Annotated in this window: 16 protein-coding genes; 7 read left to right on the forward strand and 9 right to left on the reverse strand. The window is 73.6% G+C overall.

Translation table 11 applies throughout. The features are described 5' to 3' along the window. Nucleotides 1–8: 8 nt before the first annotated feature. Nucleotides 9–827, reverse strand: a complete 819-nt coding sequence (locus ACI79W_RS09210) for an ABC transporter permease (protein ID WP_456561776.1) — start codon at nucleotides 825–827, stop codon at nucleotides 9–11. Beyond that, nucleotides 824–1,813, reverse strand: coding sequence for an ABC transporter ATP-binding protein (locus ACI79W_RS09215; RefSeq protein ID WP_456561777.1), 990 nt, complete (start codon nucleotides 1,811–1,813; stop codon nucleotides 824–826). Before ACI79W_RS09215 ends, ACI79W_RS09210 begins: the two co-directional genes overlap by 4 nt. A 255-nt stretch (nucleotides 1,814–2,068) precedes the next feature. On the opposite strand from ACI79W_RS09215, the gene ACI79W_RS09220 reads away from it, so the two are divergent. Then, nucleotides 2,069–2,896 (forward strand): formate/nitrite transporter family protein, encoded by an 828-nt coding sequence (locus tag ACI79W_RS09220; RefSeq protein WP_456561778.1) that lies wholly within the window; start codon nucleotides 2,069–2,071, stop codon nucleotides 2,894–2,896. A 46-nt stretch (nucleotides 2,897–2,942) separates the two neighbouring features. Continuing rightward, on the forward strand, nucleotides 2,943–3,137 hold the full coding sequence (locus ACI79W_RS09225; RefSeq protein WP_456561779.1) for an ATP-binding cassette domain-containing protein: 195 nt from the start codon (nucleotides 2,943–2,945) through the stop codon (nucleotides 3,135–3,137). A 204-nt stretch (nucleotides 3,138–3,341) separates the two neighbouring features. Here ACI79W_RS09225 and ACI79W_RS09230 read toward each other — a convergent pair whose 3' ends face one another. Further along, on the reverse strand, nucleotides 3,342–3,887 hold the full coding sequence (locus ACI79W_RS09230; RefSeq protein WP_456561780.1) for a DUF1990 family protein: 546 nt from the start codon (nucleotides 3,885–3,887) through the stop codon (nucleotides 3,342–3,344). An 80-nt stretch (nucleotides 3,888–3,967) separates the two neighbouring features. Here ACI79W_RS09230 and ACI79W_RS09235 point away from each other — a divergent pair, with 80 nt between their 5' ends. The 3 genes from ACI79W_RS09235 to ACI79W_RS09245 all read left to right on the forward strand — a co-directional run bounded on the left by ACI79W_RS09235 (nucleotide 3,968) and on the right by ACI79W_RS09245 (nucleotide 7,594). Then, nucleotides 3,968–4,825, forward strand: a complete 858-nt coding sequence (locus ACI79W_RS09235; RefSeq protein WP_456561781.1) for a HipA family kinase — start codon at nucleotides 3,968–3,970, stop codon at nucleotides 4,823–4,825. Next, a complete protein-coding gene (locus ACI79W_RS09240) occupies nucleotides 4,822–5,211 on the forward strand; it encodes a DUF3037 domain-containing protein (protein ID WP_456561782.1) in 390 nt (129 codons plus the stop codon). The genes ACI79W_RS09235 and ACI79W_RS09240 overlap by 4 nt, the downstream gene beginning before the upstream one ends. 109 nt (nucleotides 5,212–5,320) lie before the next feature. Continuing rightward, entirely contained in the window at nucleotides 5,321–7,594 is a 2,274-nt protein-coding gene (locus ACI79W_RS09245) for a PhoX family protein (RefSeq protein ID WP_456561783.1), read from the forward strand. A gap of 98 nt (nucleotides 7,595–7,692) precedes the next feature. Here the strand turns inward: ACI79W_RS09245 and ACI79W_RS09250 are convergent, their stop codons facing one another. From ACI79W_RS09250 to ACI79W_RS09270, 5 genes are all read right to left on the reverse strand, one after another. Then, complete coding sequence (locus ACI79W_RS09250; protein WP_456561784.1) at nucleotides 7,693–7,983, reverse strand: 4a-hydroxytetrahydrobiopterin dehydratase; 291 nt, start codon at nucleotides 7,981–7,983, stop codon at nucleotides 7,693–7,695. Nucleotides 7,984–8,130: 147 nt separating this feature from the next. Further along, entirely contained in the window at nucleotides 8,131–8,856 is a 726-nt protein-coding gene (locus tag ACI79W_RS09255) for a phosphoadenylyl-sulfate reductase (RefSeq protein WP_456561785.1), read from the reverse strand. Beyond that, complete coding sequence (locus ACI79W_RS09260) at nucleotides 8,853–9,014, reverse strand: hypothetical protein (RefSeq protein ID WP_456561786.1); 162 nt, start codon at nucleotides 9,012–9,014, stop codon at nucleotides 8,853–8,855. The genes ACI79W_RS09255 and ACI79W_RS09260 overlap by 4 nt, the downstream gene beginning before the upstream one ends. After that, nucleotides 9,011–10,684 carry a nitrite/sulfite reductase gene (locus ACI79W_RS09265; protein ID WP_456561787.1) on the reverse strand — a complete coding sequence of 558 codons (1,674 nt, stop codon included), beginning with the start codon at nucleotides 10,682–10,684 and terminating at the stop codon, nucleotides 9,011–9,013. The genes ACI79W_RS09260 and ACI79W_RS09265 overlap by 4 nt, the downstream gene beginning before the upstream one ends. A 259-nt stretch (nucleotides 10,685–10,943) precedes the next feature. Continuing rightward, nucleotides 10,944–11,426 (reverse strand): RrF2 family transcriptional regulator, encoded by a 483-nt coding sequence (locus ACI79W_RS09270; protein WP_456561788.1) that lies wholly within the window; start codon nucleotides 11,424–11,426, stop codon nucleotides 10,944–10,946. Between the two features lie 27 nt (nucleotides 11,427–11,453). Here ACI79W_RS09270 and ACI79W_RS09275 point away from each other — a divergent pair, with 27 nt between their 5' ends. Next, complete coding sequence (locus ACI79W_RS09275; RefSeq protein WP_456561789.1) at nucleotides 11,454–12,212, forward strand: (deoxy)nucleoside triphosphate pyrophosphohydrolase; 759 nt, start codon at nucleotides 11,454–11,456, stop codon at nucleotides 12,210–12,212. Nucleotides 12,213–12,459: 247 nt separating this feature from the next. Here ACI79W_RS09275 and ACI79W_RS09280 read toward each other — a convergent pair whose 3' ends face one another. Then, nucleotides 12,460–12,633: a CsbD family protein gene (locus ACI79W_RS09280; RefSeq protein ID WP_456561790.1), complete on the reverse strand. Its 174-nt coding sequence runs from the start codon at nucleotides 12,631–12,633 to the stop codon at nucleotides 12,460–12,462. Between the two features lie 358 nt (nucleotides 12,634–12,991). Between ACI79W_RS09280 and ACI79W_RS09285 the strand changes: the two genes are divergently transcribed. Continuing rightward, on the forward strand, nucleotides 12,992–14,647 hold the full coding sequence (locus ACI79W_RS09285) for a peptide ABC transporter substrate-binding protein (protein WP_456561791.1): 1,656 nt from the start codon (nucleotides 12,992–12,994) through the stop codon (nucleotides 14,645–14,647). Nucleotides 14,648–14,792: the final 145 nt, after the last annotated feature.

The raw sequence follows: 14,792 nt of genomic DNA on the forward strand, positions 1-14,792 counted from the left end.
GACCCCGCTCACCGCTGCGGGGCCCAGCGGAACCAGCGGCGGGCGAGCGAACCGCCGACACCCAGCCACCCGGCGAGCACCACCAGCGGGAACAGGGCCTCGGCCCACGCGCCGCCCCACCCCACCACCTGGCCGTCCCAGGTCCAACCGGCCAGGCCCAGCTGGGCGAGCTCGACGACGGAGGTCAGCGGCAGGAAACGGGCGGCGGTGGCCAGCGCGTCGGGCAGCGCGGACAGCGGGAAGAACAGCCCGCAGAGCGAGGACGACACGACCAGGAACGGCAGGGCGGTGATCTGGGCGCTCTCGGAGGTGCGGGTGAAGGCCGTGCTCGCCGCCGCCAGAAGCAGCATGAGCGCGGCACCGCCAACCAGGGCCACCAGCGGCAGGACGACGTCGACCGGCGCCGACCACTCCCCGAGGACGGCGACCCCGATCGCGACCAGCGCCACCTGGCCGACCGTGACCAGCAGCGTCGGTGCGGCGATCCCGAGGACCACCTCCGTGCCGGTCAGCTCACCGGTGCGCATCCGCTGCAGCACCAGCTCCTGCCGGCGGGCGACGAACGTGGTCAGCAGGTTGTAGTAGGTCAGGAAGACCAGCATCACGCCGATGGCGCTGACCAGCAGCCGGGGACCCACGGCGACCTCGCCGTCGCCGAAGCCGAGCGTCGGGACGGCGGCGACCAGCAGCAGCGGCAGCAGCACCGAGTTCACGACGGCGGTGCGGTTGCGGAGGAACAGGCGGGTCTCGGCGCCGGCCAGTGCGAGCGTGCGGCGGGTCCGGCTCGGCCCGGTGGCGGACGGGGCGGTGGTCGTGGTGGCAGTCATCGGGCGCTCCCGGTCTCGAGGCGGGTCGGGCAGGTGGTGGGGGAGCCGCCGTCGGCGACGGCGAGGAAGGCCTGCTCCAGCGACGCCGACCGCGCCTGGAGCCCGCCCAGGGCGACGTCCTCGGCGGCGGCCCAGCCGAGCAGGGCGGTGAGCGCCGGCTGCAGGTCGTGGGTGTGCATCTCCACGCGGGGGAAGGGCTCGACCACGCGCACGCCCGGCAGCGCCGGCAGCGGGGGCGCGGCCGGCCCGAGGGTGAACCGGATGGTGGCCGGCCGGGTCGCGGTGATCTCGTCGGGCGTGCCCTCCAGCTCGATCCGGCCCGCCCGCAGGATGGCGATCCGGTCGGCGAGCTCCTCGGCCTCCTCGAGGTGGTGGGTGGTCAGCACCACGGCCGTCCCGCTCCGCACCATGTCCCGCACCAGCGACCACACCGTGCGCCGGCTCTCCGGGTCCAGGCCGGTGGTCGGCTCGTCGAGCACCAGCACCCGCGGGCGACCCAGGAGGGCCAGCGCGAGGTCGAGGCGGCGGCGCTCACCACCGGAGAGGCTGCGCACCCGGACGTCGGCGCGGCCGGTCATGCCGACCTGCCCCAGAGCCTCCGCGACCGGGCGCGGGCGGGTCAGCGTCCGCGCCCACGTGGTCACCGTCTCGGCGACGGTGAGGTCACCCGGCAGCCCGCTGGACTGCAGCAGCACCCCCAGGTGCGGCCGGACCGCGGCGTGCTGCCGGAGTGGGTCGGCGCCGAGGATGCGCACCGTGCCGCCGTCCGGGCGCGCCAGCCCCTCGAGCACCTCCAGCGCGGAGGTCTTGCCGGCGCCGTTCACGCCGAGCAGCGCGAACACCTCACCGGGGTGCACCTCGAACGAGATGCCGCCCACCGCCTCGAAGTCGCCGTAGCGGCGCCGCAGGTCGACGACCTCGACGGCGGGCACCTCCCCCTGGGGGTGCGTGGGCCGCTGGGCGGGATGTGCGTGGACGTCGGTCACGGGCCCTCCTCGGTGCGTCCGCCGGCCACCGTCGGGCCGGTCCTCCGGGCGCACCTCCGACCGTGCCGCCTGCCGGCGGGCAGGTCAGGTGCCGTCGTTCACGACCTGCGGCACCATCCGCACGCCCGACCCGTGACGCGTGTCATGGGGCGGTGACCGGTACGCAGCGGTGTGGCGGGTGCCGCTCCGGGTAGGGGCGGCGCCGGACGTGCCGCCGGTTCCCGGTCCCGGTGCCCGGTAGGTGGAGGAGGAGCTGTGGCGGACGTGGAGGACCGGAAGCGTGCCGAGCTGGGCGCGACGGACGCACCTGCCGAGGACGAGATCGCCGAGGCGTTCGGCAAGATCGTCAGCGAGGGTGCGCAGCGGCTCCACCGCCGGTGGCGGGAGGTGCTGGCCACCGGTCTGGCCGGGGGGCTGGAGGTGGCCGTCGGCGTGCTCGCCCTGCTGGCTGTGCTCGAGGCGACCGGCAGCGAGCTCCTCGCCGGGCTGGCGTTCAGCATCGGCTTCGTCGCCCTGGTGCTGGGGCGCAGCGAGCTGTTCACCGAAGGCTTCCTGGTCCCGGTGACCGCGGTGTTCGCCAGACGGGCCAGCGGCGCACAGCTGGCGAAGCTGTGGGCAGGGACGCTGGTCGCCAACCTGGTCGGCGGCTGGCTGGTCATGTGGGTGGTCGTGCAGGGCTTCCCCGACCTGGCGAGCGTCGCCGTCGAGTCCGCGGCGCACTTCGTCGAGGCCCCGCTGGACCTGCAATCGGTCTGCCTGGCCTTCCTCGGCGGGAGCGTGATCACGCTGATGACGCGGATGCAGCACGGCGCGCACTCGGAGACCGGCAAGATCGTCGCCTCGGTGATCGGCGGATTCCTCCTGGCGGGTCTGATGCTGTTCCACTCCATCCTCGACTCGCTGCTGATCTTCGGCGCGCTGCACGCCGGCGCCCCGTTCGGTTACGGGGACTGGCTGGCCTGGTTCTGGTACACGCTGCTGCTCAACATGGCCGGCGGGCTGCTCGTGGTGACGCTGATCCGGCTGGTGCGGAGCAAGGAGCTGATCGAGCGGGAGCGCGCGGCGGTCGCCGCGGGGGAGTAGGCGCGCCCCTCCCTGCCGGCGGTGCCCCGTCGGCCATCCTGGCGCGGTGATCGAGCTCCGCGGCCTGACGAAGCGCTACCGCACCCGGGTGGCGGTCGACCGGCTCACCGTCACCGTCGAGCCGGGACGGGTCACCGGCTCCCGCGGCCCCGACGGCTCGGGCAGGACGACGACGATGCGCTGCATCCTCGGGCTGACCCGGCCCACCGCGGGGACGGCGACGGTGCGCGGCCGCGCGTAGCGCCAGCTCGCCCACCCCCTGCGGGAGGGCGGCGCCCTGGTCGACCCGGAAGTGCTGCTGCTCGACGAGCCGGTCAACGGGCTGGACCCGGTGGGCGTCCGCTGGGTGCGGGAGCTGCTGCTCGCAGACCGGGCTGCTCGTCGCCGGCGGCTGGGCGCTGGCGGCCTGGTTCCTCGGCGCCCTCGTGCTGGTGCGGCGGGACGTCTAGCCCCGGGCGGCCCGGCGGGCGGCCGCCACGTAGCGGGCGGTGGCAAGCCGCTGGACGGCCAGCGAGAGCGGTCCCGCCAGCCGGGCGGCCGGTGACGCCAGCCGGAAGAACACGCGCAGGGTGAACACGACCTCGCCCGACCCGGTCAGCCGGACCGCGAACCGCTCCTCCCCGCTCTCCGGGTGACCCGGGAGGGTGCCGTAGGCGAAGCCCCGCTCGTCCCCCTCGGTGCTGGCCCACACCACCCGGCAGGGGATGTCGTAGCCGAACCGGGGCAGGCCCGCGGTGAGGACGACGACGGTGCCCGGGGTGCCGGCCGGTCCCGTCGCGCGCACCCGCAGTCCCACAGCGCGCTGGAGCCGCCAGTCCAGGACCGCACCCGCGACGCGCTCGAGAGCGGCCCGGCCGGCGCCCACGACCGCCGAGTGCTCGGCCACGTGGTAGCCCGCGGGGAGGTCGGCGTCCGCCGTCGCGCCGACCTCGGTGTACGTGAACGGCGCGGCGGTCAGCCCGGCCGGGTCGAGCGCGCGCAGCAGTCCCACGGAACCAGTCTCCCGGCCGAGGGCGGTCGCGGCGCGGTCGGACCACGAGCGGGGCCCGCCGGGCGTAGGTTGAGGCCACTGTGCTGCCCTCGGTCACCGCCACCCGCTACGTCACCCCGCTGCGCGAGGGTGGGTCGCTGCCGGGGCTGATGGAGGCCGACGACCTGGGCACGTACGTGGTGAAGTGGCGGGCGGCCGGCCAGGGCGTGAAGGTGCTGGTGGCCGAGGTGGTGTGCGCCGAGCTGGCCCGGGCGCTGGGGCTGCCGGTGCCGGCGCTGGTCACCGTGGACGTCGTCCCCGAGCTCGCCGTCGGGGAGCCCGACCACGAGGTGCAGGAGCTGCTGCAACGCTCGGCGGGGCGGAACCTGGGCCTGGACTACCTGCCGGGGGCGCTGGACTTCGAGGCGGGCGCAGACGGCGTCGACCCCGAGCTCGCCGGCCGGGTGCTGTGGTTCGACGCGCTGATCGGCAACGTCGACCGCTCGTGGCGCAACCCCAACATGCTCTTCTGGCACGGGCGGCTGCAGCTGATCGACCACGGCGCGGCCCTCACCTTCCACCACCACTGGCCCGGGGCCGCGGCGGCCGTCGAGCGCCCCTACGACGCCTCGGCGCACGCCCTCGTCGAGTGCACGCCCGACGTGGCGGCGGCCGACGCGGCGTTGGCACCGCGGGTCACCCGCGACCTGCTGGACCGGGTGCTCGCGCCGGTGCCCGACGAGTGGCTCGACGACCCCGCGGCCGGTTCGTCGCCCGACGAGGTGCGGGCCCGGTACGCCGACCAGCTGCTCGCCCGCCTCGGCGCGCGCGCGGCGTGGCTGCCCGGTGTGCTCGCCGCGGCGGCCGCCGGGGGAACGGGCCGCCGGCGCGAACCGCGCGGGGAGAACCGGCCCGCGTGGCTCGGCCCCCCGCCGCCCGAGGGGATCAGCCAGCGGTGAAGGACACCTTCGAGTACGCGGTGCTGCGGGTGGTGCCGCGCGTGGAGCGGGGCGAGCTCCTCAACGCCGGCGTGATCGTCTACTGCCGGCAGCGCGACTACCTGGGGTCGCGGCTGCACCTGGACGTCGACCGGCTGCGGGCGCTCGACCCCACCGCCGACCCGGTGGCCATCGGCCGGGCGCTGCAGGCGGCCGCGGACGTCTGCTCGGCCGACCCGGTCGCCGGCGCCGCGGGCCGCGAGGCGCTCGGTTCCCGGTTCCGCTGGCTCACCGCGCCGCGGAGCACCGTGGTGCAGCCCGGGCCGGTGCACACCGGCCTGACCGCCGATCCCGACGCCGAGGTCGACCGCCTCCTGGCGCTGCTCGTGCTGCCCGTCACCGGCTGACCTCGATCGGTGGCCCACTGGTCGTCGGTCGTTCACCGGGCTGCCACCGGCGCGTCGTCAGGGCCGGTTTGGGTGCGAGGGCCCCCACTCGTCGCGACCAGAGGGACCGATGACCGACATCCTCGAGCCGCGCAAGCGCGCGCTCCTGCCGCTGTTCACCGGCATCCGCCACGGCAGCCGCAGCCACGCCACCTGCTACTACAAGTGCGGCAACGCCTGCGACGCCGCCGTCCCGAACCAGACCGACAACCCGACGTTCGCCGAGGTCGTCGAGACCGCCTTCAGCCGCCGCAACATGCTCAAGGCTGCCGGGGCGGGCGCGCTGCTGGTCGCGGCCGGTCCGGTCGCCTCCGCGGCCGCCCGGGAGAAGCAGCCGGTGCCGACCGGTGGCGGCGTCACCCCCGCCCCGGGGAGCGACCTGACGTTCCAGCCGGTCGAGCAGAACTTCCTCGACGAGCTGGTCACCGCCAACGGCTACCGCTACTCCGTGGTCATGCGCTGGGGCGACCCGGTGCTGCCCGGCGCCCCGCCGTTCCGCATCGACCGGCAGACCCCCGAGGCGCAGGCCATGCAGTTCGGCTACAACTGCGACTACATCGGCTTCCTGCCGCTGGACGACCCCGACCGCCAGGCGCTGCTCGTGGTGAACCACGAGTACACCAACGAGCAGCTGATGTTCGCCGGCGTCGCCAGCGAGTCCGCGCCGACCACGCCGGAGCAGAAGCGGATCGCGATGATGGCGCACGGCATCTCCGTCGTGGAGGTGCAGCGGCACGGGAGGACCGGCGAGTGGCGCCCGGTCCGCAACGGCCGGCGCAACCGCCGCATCACCACCGACACCCCGATGGAGCTCACCGGCCCCGCCGCCGGGTCGACCTACCTGCGCACGAGCGCCGACCCGCAGGGGCGCACCGTCCTCGGGACCCTCAACAACTGCGCCGGGGGCATGACCCCGTGGGGCACCACGCTGCACGGCGAGGAGAACTTCAACCAGTACTTCGGCACGACGACGCCGATCACCGAGAGCGCGAAGGAGCCCCGGCTGGCGCGCTACGGCGTCTCGACGACGCGCCCGCCCGGCCGGCGCTGGGACGAGGTCGACGCCCGCTTCGACCTGGCCCGCGAGCCCAACGAGGTCAACCGCTTCGGCTGGGTCGTCGAGGTGGACCCCTACGACCCGACCTCGACGCCGAAGAAGCGGACCGCGCTGGGCCGCTTCAAGCACGAGGGCGCCAACGTGCAGATCGCCGAGGACGGTCGCGTGGTCGCCTACTCCGGGGACGACGAGCGCTTCGACTACATCTACAAGTTCGTCTCGCGGAAGACCTACCGACCGGGCACCGACAGCGCCTCGCGGGCGCACAACATGACCCTGCTCGAGGACGGCGACCTCTACGTCGCCCGCTTCGTCGGTGACTCCCCGGTGGAGCAGATCGACGGCAGCGGCGAGCTGCCCGCCGACGGCGAGTTCGACGGTTACGGCGAGTGGATCCCGCTGGTCGAGGACGGCCGGTCGATGATCCCCGGCAAGGACGTCGCCTGGGTGCTCACCTTCACCCGCCTGGCCGCCGACCGCCTCGGCAAGCAGCTCGACGGCAACGGCGACTTCCCCGACCCGGCGAACCCGGTCGTCGTCGACCCGGCGCTGGTGCCGACCAAGATGGACCGGCCGGAGGACATCCAGGTCAACCCGGTCAACGGGCGGGTCTACGCGGCGCTGACCAACAACTCGAACCGCACCGGGGCCGACGGCCGGCCGGGCGCCGACGAGGCCAACCCGATCACCCGCTCCTACGCCTTCGAGCCCGCCGACGAGGAGACCGGCACGCCGGCGACCTTCGAGCAGCAGCCGGGCAACCGGAACGGGCACGTGATCGAGTGGGAGGAGACCGGGTCGGCCAGCGGCACGTCGTTCACCTGGCGGATCTTCCTGGTCTGCGGCGACCCGCAGTTCCCGGGCACGTACTTCGCCGGGTACGACCGGTCCGAGGTCAGCGCGATCTCGTGCCCGGACAACCTGGAGTTCGACCCGGCCGGCAACCTGTGGATCTCCACGGACGGCAACGTGCTGTCGGTCCGCAACCAGGCCGTCGGCACCCTCGGCGGGACCAACGACGGGCTGTTCGCCGTGCCGACGGCCGGCCCCGAGCGCGGCCACCTCAAGGCGTTCCTCACCGTGCCCCTGGGTGCGGAGTGCAGCGGGCCGCTCATCACCCGGGACGCGCGGTCGGTGTTCGTCGCCGTGCAGCACCCGGGTGAGACGACCGGTTCCACGGTGGAGAACCCCTCCAGCCGGTGGCCCGACTTCCAGGCGTACCGGCCCTTCCCGCGGCCCAGTGTCGCCGTCGTCTACCGCACCGACGGCGGGCGCGTGGGCAGCTGATCGCGGGACCGCCTCCTCCCACCCCTCGCCCGCTCGGAGCGGGAACCCGGAGGGGTCGCGCCGACCCCCGCACCGCACGGTGCGGGGGTCGGTGCCGTTCAGGGGAGCAGGGCGTCGATGCGGCGGGCGAGCTCCAGGTCCAGCTCGCTCACCCCGCCCGCGGAGTGGCTGACCAGGGTCAGGTGCAGCGTCCGCCAGCGCAGGTCGACGTCGGGGTGGTGGTCCATCTCCTCGGCGACGTCGGCTATCGCCACGATCGCGGCGACGGCGTCGCGGAAGCTCGGCAGCTTGACGCTCCGGCGGAGGCCGTCGCCGTCACCCGACCACAGGGGGAGGGCCGGCAGCGCCGCGGCGAGCTCGTCCGGTGACAGGCGCGGAGGGCGGGGCACCGGCCCAGTGTCACGCCGGGAACGACCGCGTGCCAGGGCTCGCGGTGACGTCCTGGCCCCGTCCCGGGGCCCGCTGGTGACGTGCTGGAACGGCCCCGCTGCAGGGAGCCGCCGCAGGCCTGCGAGCGGTGGGGGGAGTGGGGTCTCCTAGGTGTGGAGGCCGCACTCCGTCTTGGTGGAGCCGGCCCAGCGTCCGGCGCGCGGGTCCTCGCCGGTCGCGACGGGCCGGGTGCAAGGGGCGCAGCCGATCGAGCCGTACCCGATCTCGAACAGCGGGTTGACCGGGATCGAGTGCTCGGCGATGTAGCGGTCGACGACGTCCTGGGTCCAGGCGGCGATCGGGTTGACCTTCACCATGCCGCGCTTCGCGTCCCAGTCGACCAACTTGGTGTGCTTTCGCGTCGCGGACTCGTCCCGGCGCACGCCGGACCCCCACGCGTCGAAGTCCGCCAGCGCCTCGGCCAGCGGGATGACCTTGCGGAGCGAGCAGCACAGGTCCGGGTCGCGGTCGTGCAGCGCGGGCCCGTACGTGCGGTCCTGCTCGGCCACGGTCTGGGGGGGCGTGACGTTGCGCAGCGTGATGGGGAGGACCGAGGTGATCCAGTCGCGGGTGCCGATGGTCTCCGCGAAGTGGTAGCCCGTGTCCAGGAAGATCACGCTGACGCCGGGGTGCGCGCGGCTCGCCAGGTGGGCCAGCAGCCCGTCGGCCATCGACGAGGTGATGGCGAACCGGTCGCCGAACTGCTCGCCGGCCCACCGGAGCACCGCCAGCGCCTGCTCGACGGGGTCGGCGATGCCCTCGAACCGGGCGTCGGCCGCGGCCGCCAGTTCCGGCGTCGGCGAGACGGGCCTGATCTCCCGTACGGCTGTCACTCCTGCACCCCCGTGGCGATCAGGCGGACCGAGAAGGCCCGCAGGCACGCGCCGCAGCGCCACCCGTCCTCGTGCGGCGTGAGCTCCTCGTCGCCGCAGTACGGGCAGTGGAACACCGGTAGCTGGCGGGTCCTTCCCGACGTCGGCTCCTCGCTCACAGCAGCCACTCCTCCTCGGCGCGGGCGACGTAGTGGGCGAAGGACTCGCCCGGCATCCGGCGGTCGAGGAAGCCGCGGAGCACGCGCTCGCAGTAGTCGGCGGTCTCGCCCTTGGTCACCTTGTGGCCGCGGAACTTGCGGCCGAAGGTGCGCTCCACGCCGAGGTGCCCGCCCAGGTGGACCTGGAAGCCCTCGACCATCTCGCCGTTGTCGTCGCGGACCATCGAGCCCTTGAAGCCGATGTCGGCGGTCTGGAAGCGGGCGCAGCTGTTGGGGCAGCCGTTGATGTTGATCCCGATCGGGGTGTCGAAGTCGGGCAGCCGGCGCTCCAGCTCCGCGTAGACCTCCTGCGCGAAGTGCTTGGTCTCGACGATCGCCAGCTTGCAGAACTCCAGGCCGGTGCAGGCCATCGTCCCGCGGCGGAAGGCGCTCGGCCGCACCTGCAGGTCGTGCTCGGCCAGTGCGTCGACGAGCGCCTCGACCTTCTCGTCCGGGACGTCGAGGATGACCAGCTTCTGCTGCGTCGTCGTCCGGATGCGGCCCTCGCCGTACTCGTCGGCGAGGTCGGCGATCGTGGTGAGCAGCGTGCCGGTGATCCGGCCGGTGCGCAGCGCGAAGCCCACGGCGTTGCGGCCGTCCTTCTGCCGGCTCACGCCGACGTGGTCGCGCTGGTCGTGCTTGGCCGGGGCGGGCGCCGGGCCGTCGGGCAGCTCCTCGTGCAGGTACTCGTCCTGCAGCACCTGCCGGAACTTCTCCGGGCCCCAGTCGGCCATGAGGAACTTGATGCGGGCGCGGTTGCGCTGGCGGCGGTAGCCGTAGTCGCGGAAGACGGCGGTGCAGGCGGCCCAGACGTCGGTCACCTGGTCGGGCCGGACGAAGACGCCGATCCGCTGGGCGAACATCGGGTTGGTGGACAGCCCGCCGCCGACCCACAGGTCGTAGCCGGCCTCGCCGGCCTCGTTGACGACCCCGACGAAGGAGACGTCGTCGATCTCGGGCTCGGTGCAGTGGTCGACGCAGCCGGACATCGACGTCTTCCACTTGCGCGGCAGGTTGCTGAACTCGGGGCTGCCCACGTACTTGGCGACGGTCTCGGCGATGACGTCGGTCGCGTCGATCACCTCGTCCTCGAGGATTCCGGCCAGCGGGCAGCCGAGCATGACGCGCGGCACGTCGCCGCAGGCCTCCATCGTGGAGAGGCCCACCGACTCCAGCCGGCGCCAGATCTCGGGCACGTCCTCGATGCGGATCCAGTGGTACTGCACGTTCTGCCGGTCGGTGACGTCGGCGACGTCCCGGCCGAACTCGGTGCTGATGCCGCCGAGCACCCGCAGCGCGTCGCTGGTCAGCTGCCCGCCGTCGATGCGGGCCCGCATCATGAAGTAGGAGTCCTCGAGCTCCTCGGGCTCCAGCACGGCGGTCTTGCCGCCGGGGATGCCCTGGGCGCGCTGGGTGTAGAGCCCCATCCAGCGCATGCGGCCGCGCAGGTCGCCGGGGTCGATGCCGTCGAAGCCGGTCTTCGAGTAGATGTCGAGGATGCGCTGGCGCACCTCGAGACCGTCGGAGTCCTTCTTCATCCGCTCGTTGGGGTTGAGCGGCTCGCGGTAGCCCAGCGCCCACTGACCCTGTCCCCGCTGGGGACGGTTGCTGGTACGGGTGGGGGTGCTCACGTGGCGTACTTCTTCCTGCGCTCGCCGACCGCCCGGCAGCCGGCCGGGGTGGGAGGCGCTGCTGGTTCGGGACGCAGCGGGACAGCTGCGCGGAGGACCTGGGTCAGCGCAGGGCGCGACAGGCGGCGCTGGAGACGAGCGCCAGGTCGATGTGCAGGCGCGCGACGAGGAGGCTGCCGCGGTCCGTCATGCCGTCGATACTCCCACATCCCGCGGCACGGGGCGCGGAGCTCACCCGCGAGGGGCGGGACGGTGCCGCTCAGCGGAGGCCGGGCTCGCTGAACGAGCGCCACGCGGTGTCGATGGCGACCAGCTCGGCGGCGTGCGGGGGCAGCTCGCCGGCGACCACGTCGGCGACGGTGACCCCCTCGAGCACCCGGCGGTAGGCCTCCCGGGCGGCGACCCAGACCTCGGCCAGCCCGGCGGCCGGCCCCGGGTAGGTGACCTCCTCCGGTCGCTGGCCGTGCACCTCGGCCAGGAAACCCAGCTCCACCCGCATCACGCGGGCGATGGAGATCTCGGATGCGGGGAGGGCCAGCCGGTAGCCGCCGTCCCGGCCGCGCTGGCTGGTGACCAGCCGGGCGTGCTGCAGGTCGGCGAGGATCGCCTGGAGGAACCGGTTCGGGATGCCCTGGGCGGTCGCGATGCGGTCGCAGGTCAGCGCCTCCGGCGCCGCCGCGGCGAGCTCCACGACGGCTCGGACGGCGTAGTCGACCCGGGCGTTGATGCGCACGCTGCCCATACTGCCGCCATCTGCGAGAGTGCCCCGGTGCCCCGGCTGAGTTTCACCACGTTGGTGGAGGCGCCGCTGACCGTGGCGTTCGACGTCGCCCGGGCGCTGGGCCGCCCGTGGCCGTTCGCCCTCCAGGAGGTCGACGCCGTGCGGCCGGAGCGGGACCTGTTCGCCGCACCGCTGGGCGCACGCGGGCGGGTGGCGCACGAGCGCCGCTTCTCGGCCACCGGCGCCGGCACGCTGGTCGAGGAGCAGGTCGAGTGGGACACCGGGCTGCCCGGTCCGGTGGGCCGGCTCGTGGACCGGGTGGTGCTGCGGCCACGGGTGGCGCGTGCGATGCGGGCCCACCTGGACGCGCTCGCCGCCGGAGCCGCGCTGCGGGCGCTCGAGGTCGTCCAGGTCGTCGGGGCGGCGCTGGTCGAGGGCGACCGGGTGCTGGTCGCGCAGCGCTCGGGCGGCCCCTTCGACGGGTGCTGGGAGTTCCCCGGCGGCAAGGTCGACCCGGGGGAGACCGACCTCGTGGCGCTGGTCCGCGAGTGCACCGAGGAGCTCGGGGTCACCGTGGCGCCTCGGTCCTTCCTCGGTGAGGTGCCGCTCGACGGGGTCGTCGCCGGCGGGGCGCCCGGCGCCTCGACGATGCGGGTCTGGGAGGCGCGGATCACGCACGGCCGGCCGGTGGCGCGGGAGCACGCCGAGCTGCGGTGGGTGACCGCGGCCGACCTCGACGCGCTGGACTGGATCCCTGCCGACCGCCCGCTGCTACCCGCCGTGAAGGCCGCCCTCGCCGGGGGCTGACCCCCTCCGGGGCGCGTTTCGTGTACGTAGGGCCGGAGGGCGCCCTCCGCCGCCGTCAGCTGAGGGAGGGGCCGTACGTGCGGGTGCGGCGCGGGGTCTGCGCCGACCCGTCCCTGCCGCGGAACCACCTCCTGCGCTGCGGCTGCTCTCCTCATGCCGCCGGGGGCGGCGCTCGGCGCACGCCCGGGAGGACGGCACGGGCGGTGCCCCCGCGGTGGGGGAGCGGCGCCCGTGCCTGCCGATCCTGCTACTTCTTGAAGACGTCCTTGACCTTCTCGCCGGCCTGCTTCAGGTTGCCGGACGCCTGGTCGGCCTGACCCTCGGCCTGGAGGTCGCGGTCGCCGGTGGCCTCGCCGACGGACTCCTTGCCCTTGCCGCCCAGCTCCTCGGCCTTGTTCCTCAACTTGTCCATGCCGCTCATGGCGTCGTCCCTCCGGTCGTCGTCGCTCTCCTGGGGCCACCGGTACCCGGCCTGGCGCCTGGCGAACGCCCGCCGGAAAGCCTTCGGCGCACCCGACGCGCGGGCCGGAGGACAGCCCGCTGGACGTGGCCTGGGGCGTGGAAGTTACGGTTGTACCGCGGATCGTGAGCCCAGGTCACAAGTCGGTGACGTCCGTGGACACCCCCTCCGAGGCGTGCCTAGGGTCCACCCGTCGCAGTCCCGGACCTCCGTGGTCCCGCTGCGTCTGGCTCGAGACCAATCAGTCGTCCACTCGCCCGCGGGGCCTGGTCGACCTGTCCGTTCCCCCCGCTGACGCGGGTCGAGGGAGGCATTGCACGTGAAGTTGAGCAAGCGCAGAGGTGGGTTCGTCGCCGCCGGCGTCGTCGCCGCGATGATGCTGTCCGCCTGTGGTGGCAGCGATGACAACGGTGGCGAGGGCGGTACCGCTGCCGAGGGTGGCGGCTCGTTCAGCGTCTACGTCGGTGAGCCGGAGAACGCGCTGATCCCGGGCAACACCACCGAGAGCGAGGGCCACCAGGTCATCTCGTCGCTGTGGACGGGCCTCATCGAGTACGCCGCTGACGGAGCCGTGGAGTACACCGGCGTCGCGGAGTCGATCGAGTCCGAGGACAACACCACCTGGACCGTCACGCTCAAGGACGGCTGGACCTTCCACGACGGCACCCCGGTGACCGCACAGTCCTTCGTCGACGCGTGGAACTACACCGCCTACAGCCCGAACGCCCAGGGTGCGTCCTACTTCTTCTCCAACATCCTCGGGTACGACGACCTGCAGGCCCCGACCGACGACGAGGGCAACGTCACCGGTGACCCCGCCGCCCAGGAGATGAGCGGCCTGCGGGTCATCGACGAGACCACCTTCGAGGTGGAGCTCGCCTCGCCGTTCGCCCAGTTCCCGGTGACCGTCGGCTACAACGCCTTCTGGCCGCTCCCCGAGGCCTTCTTCGAGGACCCCGAGGGCTTCGGCACCCAGCCGATCGGCAACGGCCCGTTCCAGGCCGACGGCGAGTTCGTCCCCGGCCAGGGCATCACCGTCAGCCGGTACGAGGACTACGCCGGCGAGGACCCGGCCAACGCCGAGACCGTCGAGTTCCGCGTCTACGCCGACCTGAACACGGGCTACAACGACCTGCAGGCGGGCAACCTCGACGTCCTGCCGGACCTCCCGCCGGACGCCCTCGCCTCCGCCGAGGACGTGCTCGGTGACCGGTACCTGGAGGCGCCGTCCTCCGGGTTCACCTACCTCGGCTACCCGACCTACGACGAGCGCTTCTCCGACCCGCGGGTGCGGCAGGCGCTGTCGATGGCCATCGACCGCCAGGCGATCTCGGACGCCATCTTCAACGGCAGCCGCACGCCGGCCGACGCGTACGTCGCGCCCGTCGTCGACGGCTACCGCGAGGGTGCCTGCGAGTACTGCGAGCTGGATGTCGACGCGGCCAACGCGCTCCTGGACGAGGCCGGCTTCGACCGCAGCCAGCCCATCGAGCTGTGGTTCAACGCCGGCGCCGGCCACGACGCCTGGGTGCAGGCCGTGGGCAACCAGCTGCGCGAGAACCTCGGCGTCGACTACGTCCTCCGGGGCGAGCTCGACTTCGCCGAGTACCTCCCGCTGCTCGACGAGCAGGGCGTGACCGGTCCCTTCCGCCTCGGCTGGAGCATGGACTACCCGAGCCCGCAGAACTACCTGGAGCCGCTGTACTCCACGGCGGCGCTGCCGCCGGCGGGTTCGAACGCCACGTTCTACTCGAACCCGGAGTTCGACGAGCTGATCCAGCAGGGCAACAGCGCCAGCAGCAACGACGAGGCCCTGGACTTCTACAACCAGGCCGAGGACATCCTGCTGCAGGACATGCCGATCATCCCGATGTTCTTCGACCTCGAGCAGGCCGGGCACTCGGAGAACGTCAGCGACGTGGTGATCGACGTCTTCGGTGACATCGACGTCGCCAACGTGGTTCCCGTCAGCTGACCCAGCCGCGCACCGCAGGCCGCCGCCGGGGAGCTCCCGCCCAGATCGGGCAGGGCTCCCCGGCGGTCGGCCGCTCGGGCTCGTCCCGCATCATGGACGACGCTCCCCGCTCGCCACATGGGTGAGGGGCGTCCCGACCGAGGAG

The sequence above is a fragment of the Blastococcus sp. SYSU DS0533 genome (genome assembly GCF_054050775.1).

Coding starts and splice junctions, on each gene's coding strand:
- ACI79W_RS09210 (WP_456561776.1), bottom strand. CDS start 827: ATGACTGCCACCACGACCACCGCCCCGTCCGCCACCGGGCCGAGCCGG.
- ACI79W_RS09280 (WP_456561790.1), bottom strand. CDS start 12,633: ATGAGCGGCATGGACAAGTTGAGGAACAAGGCCGAGGAGCTGGGCGGC.
- ACI79W_RS09270 (WP_456561788.1), bottom strand. CDS start 11,426: ATGGGCAGCGTGCGCATCAACGCCCGGGTCGACTACGCCGTCCGAGCC.
- ACI79W_RS09245 (WP_456561783.1), top strand. CDS start 5,321: ATGACCGACATCCTCGAGCCGCGCAAGCGCGCGCTCCTGCCGCTGTTC.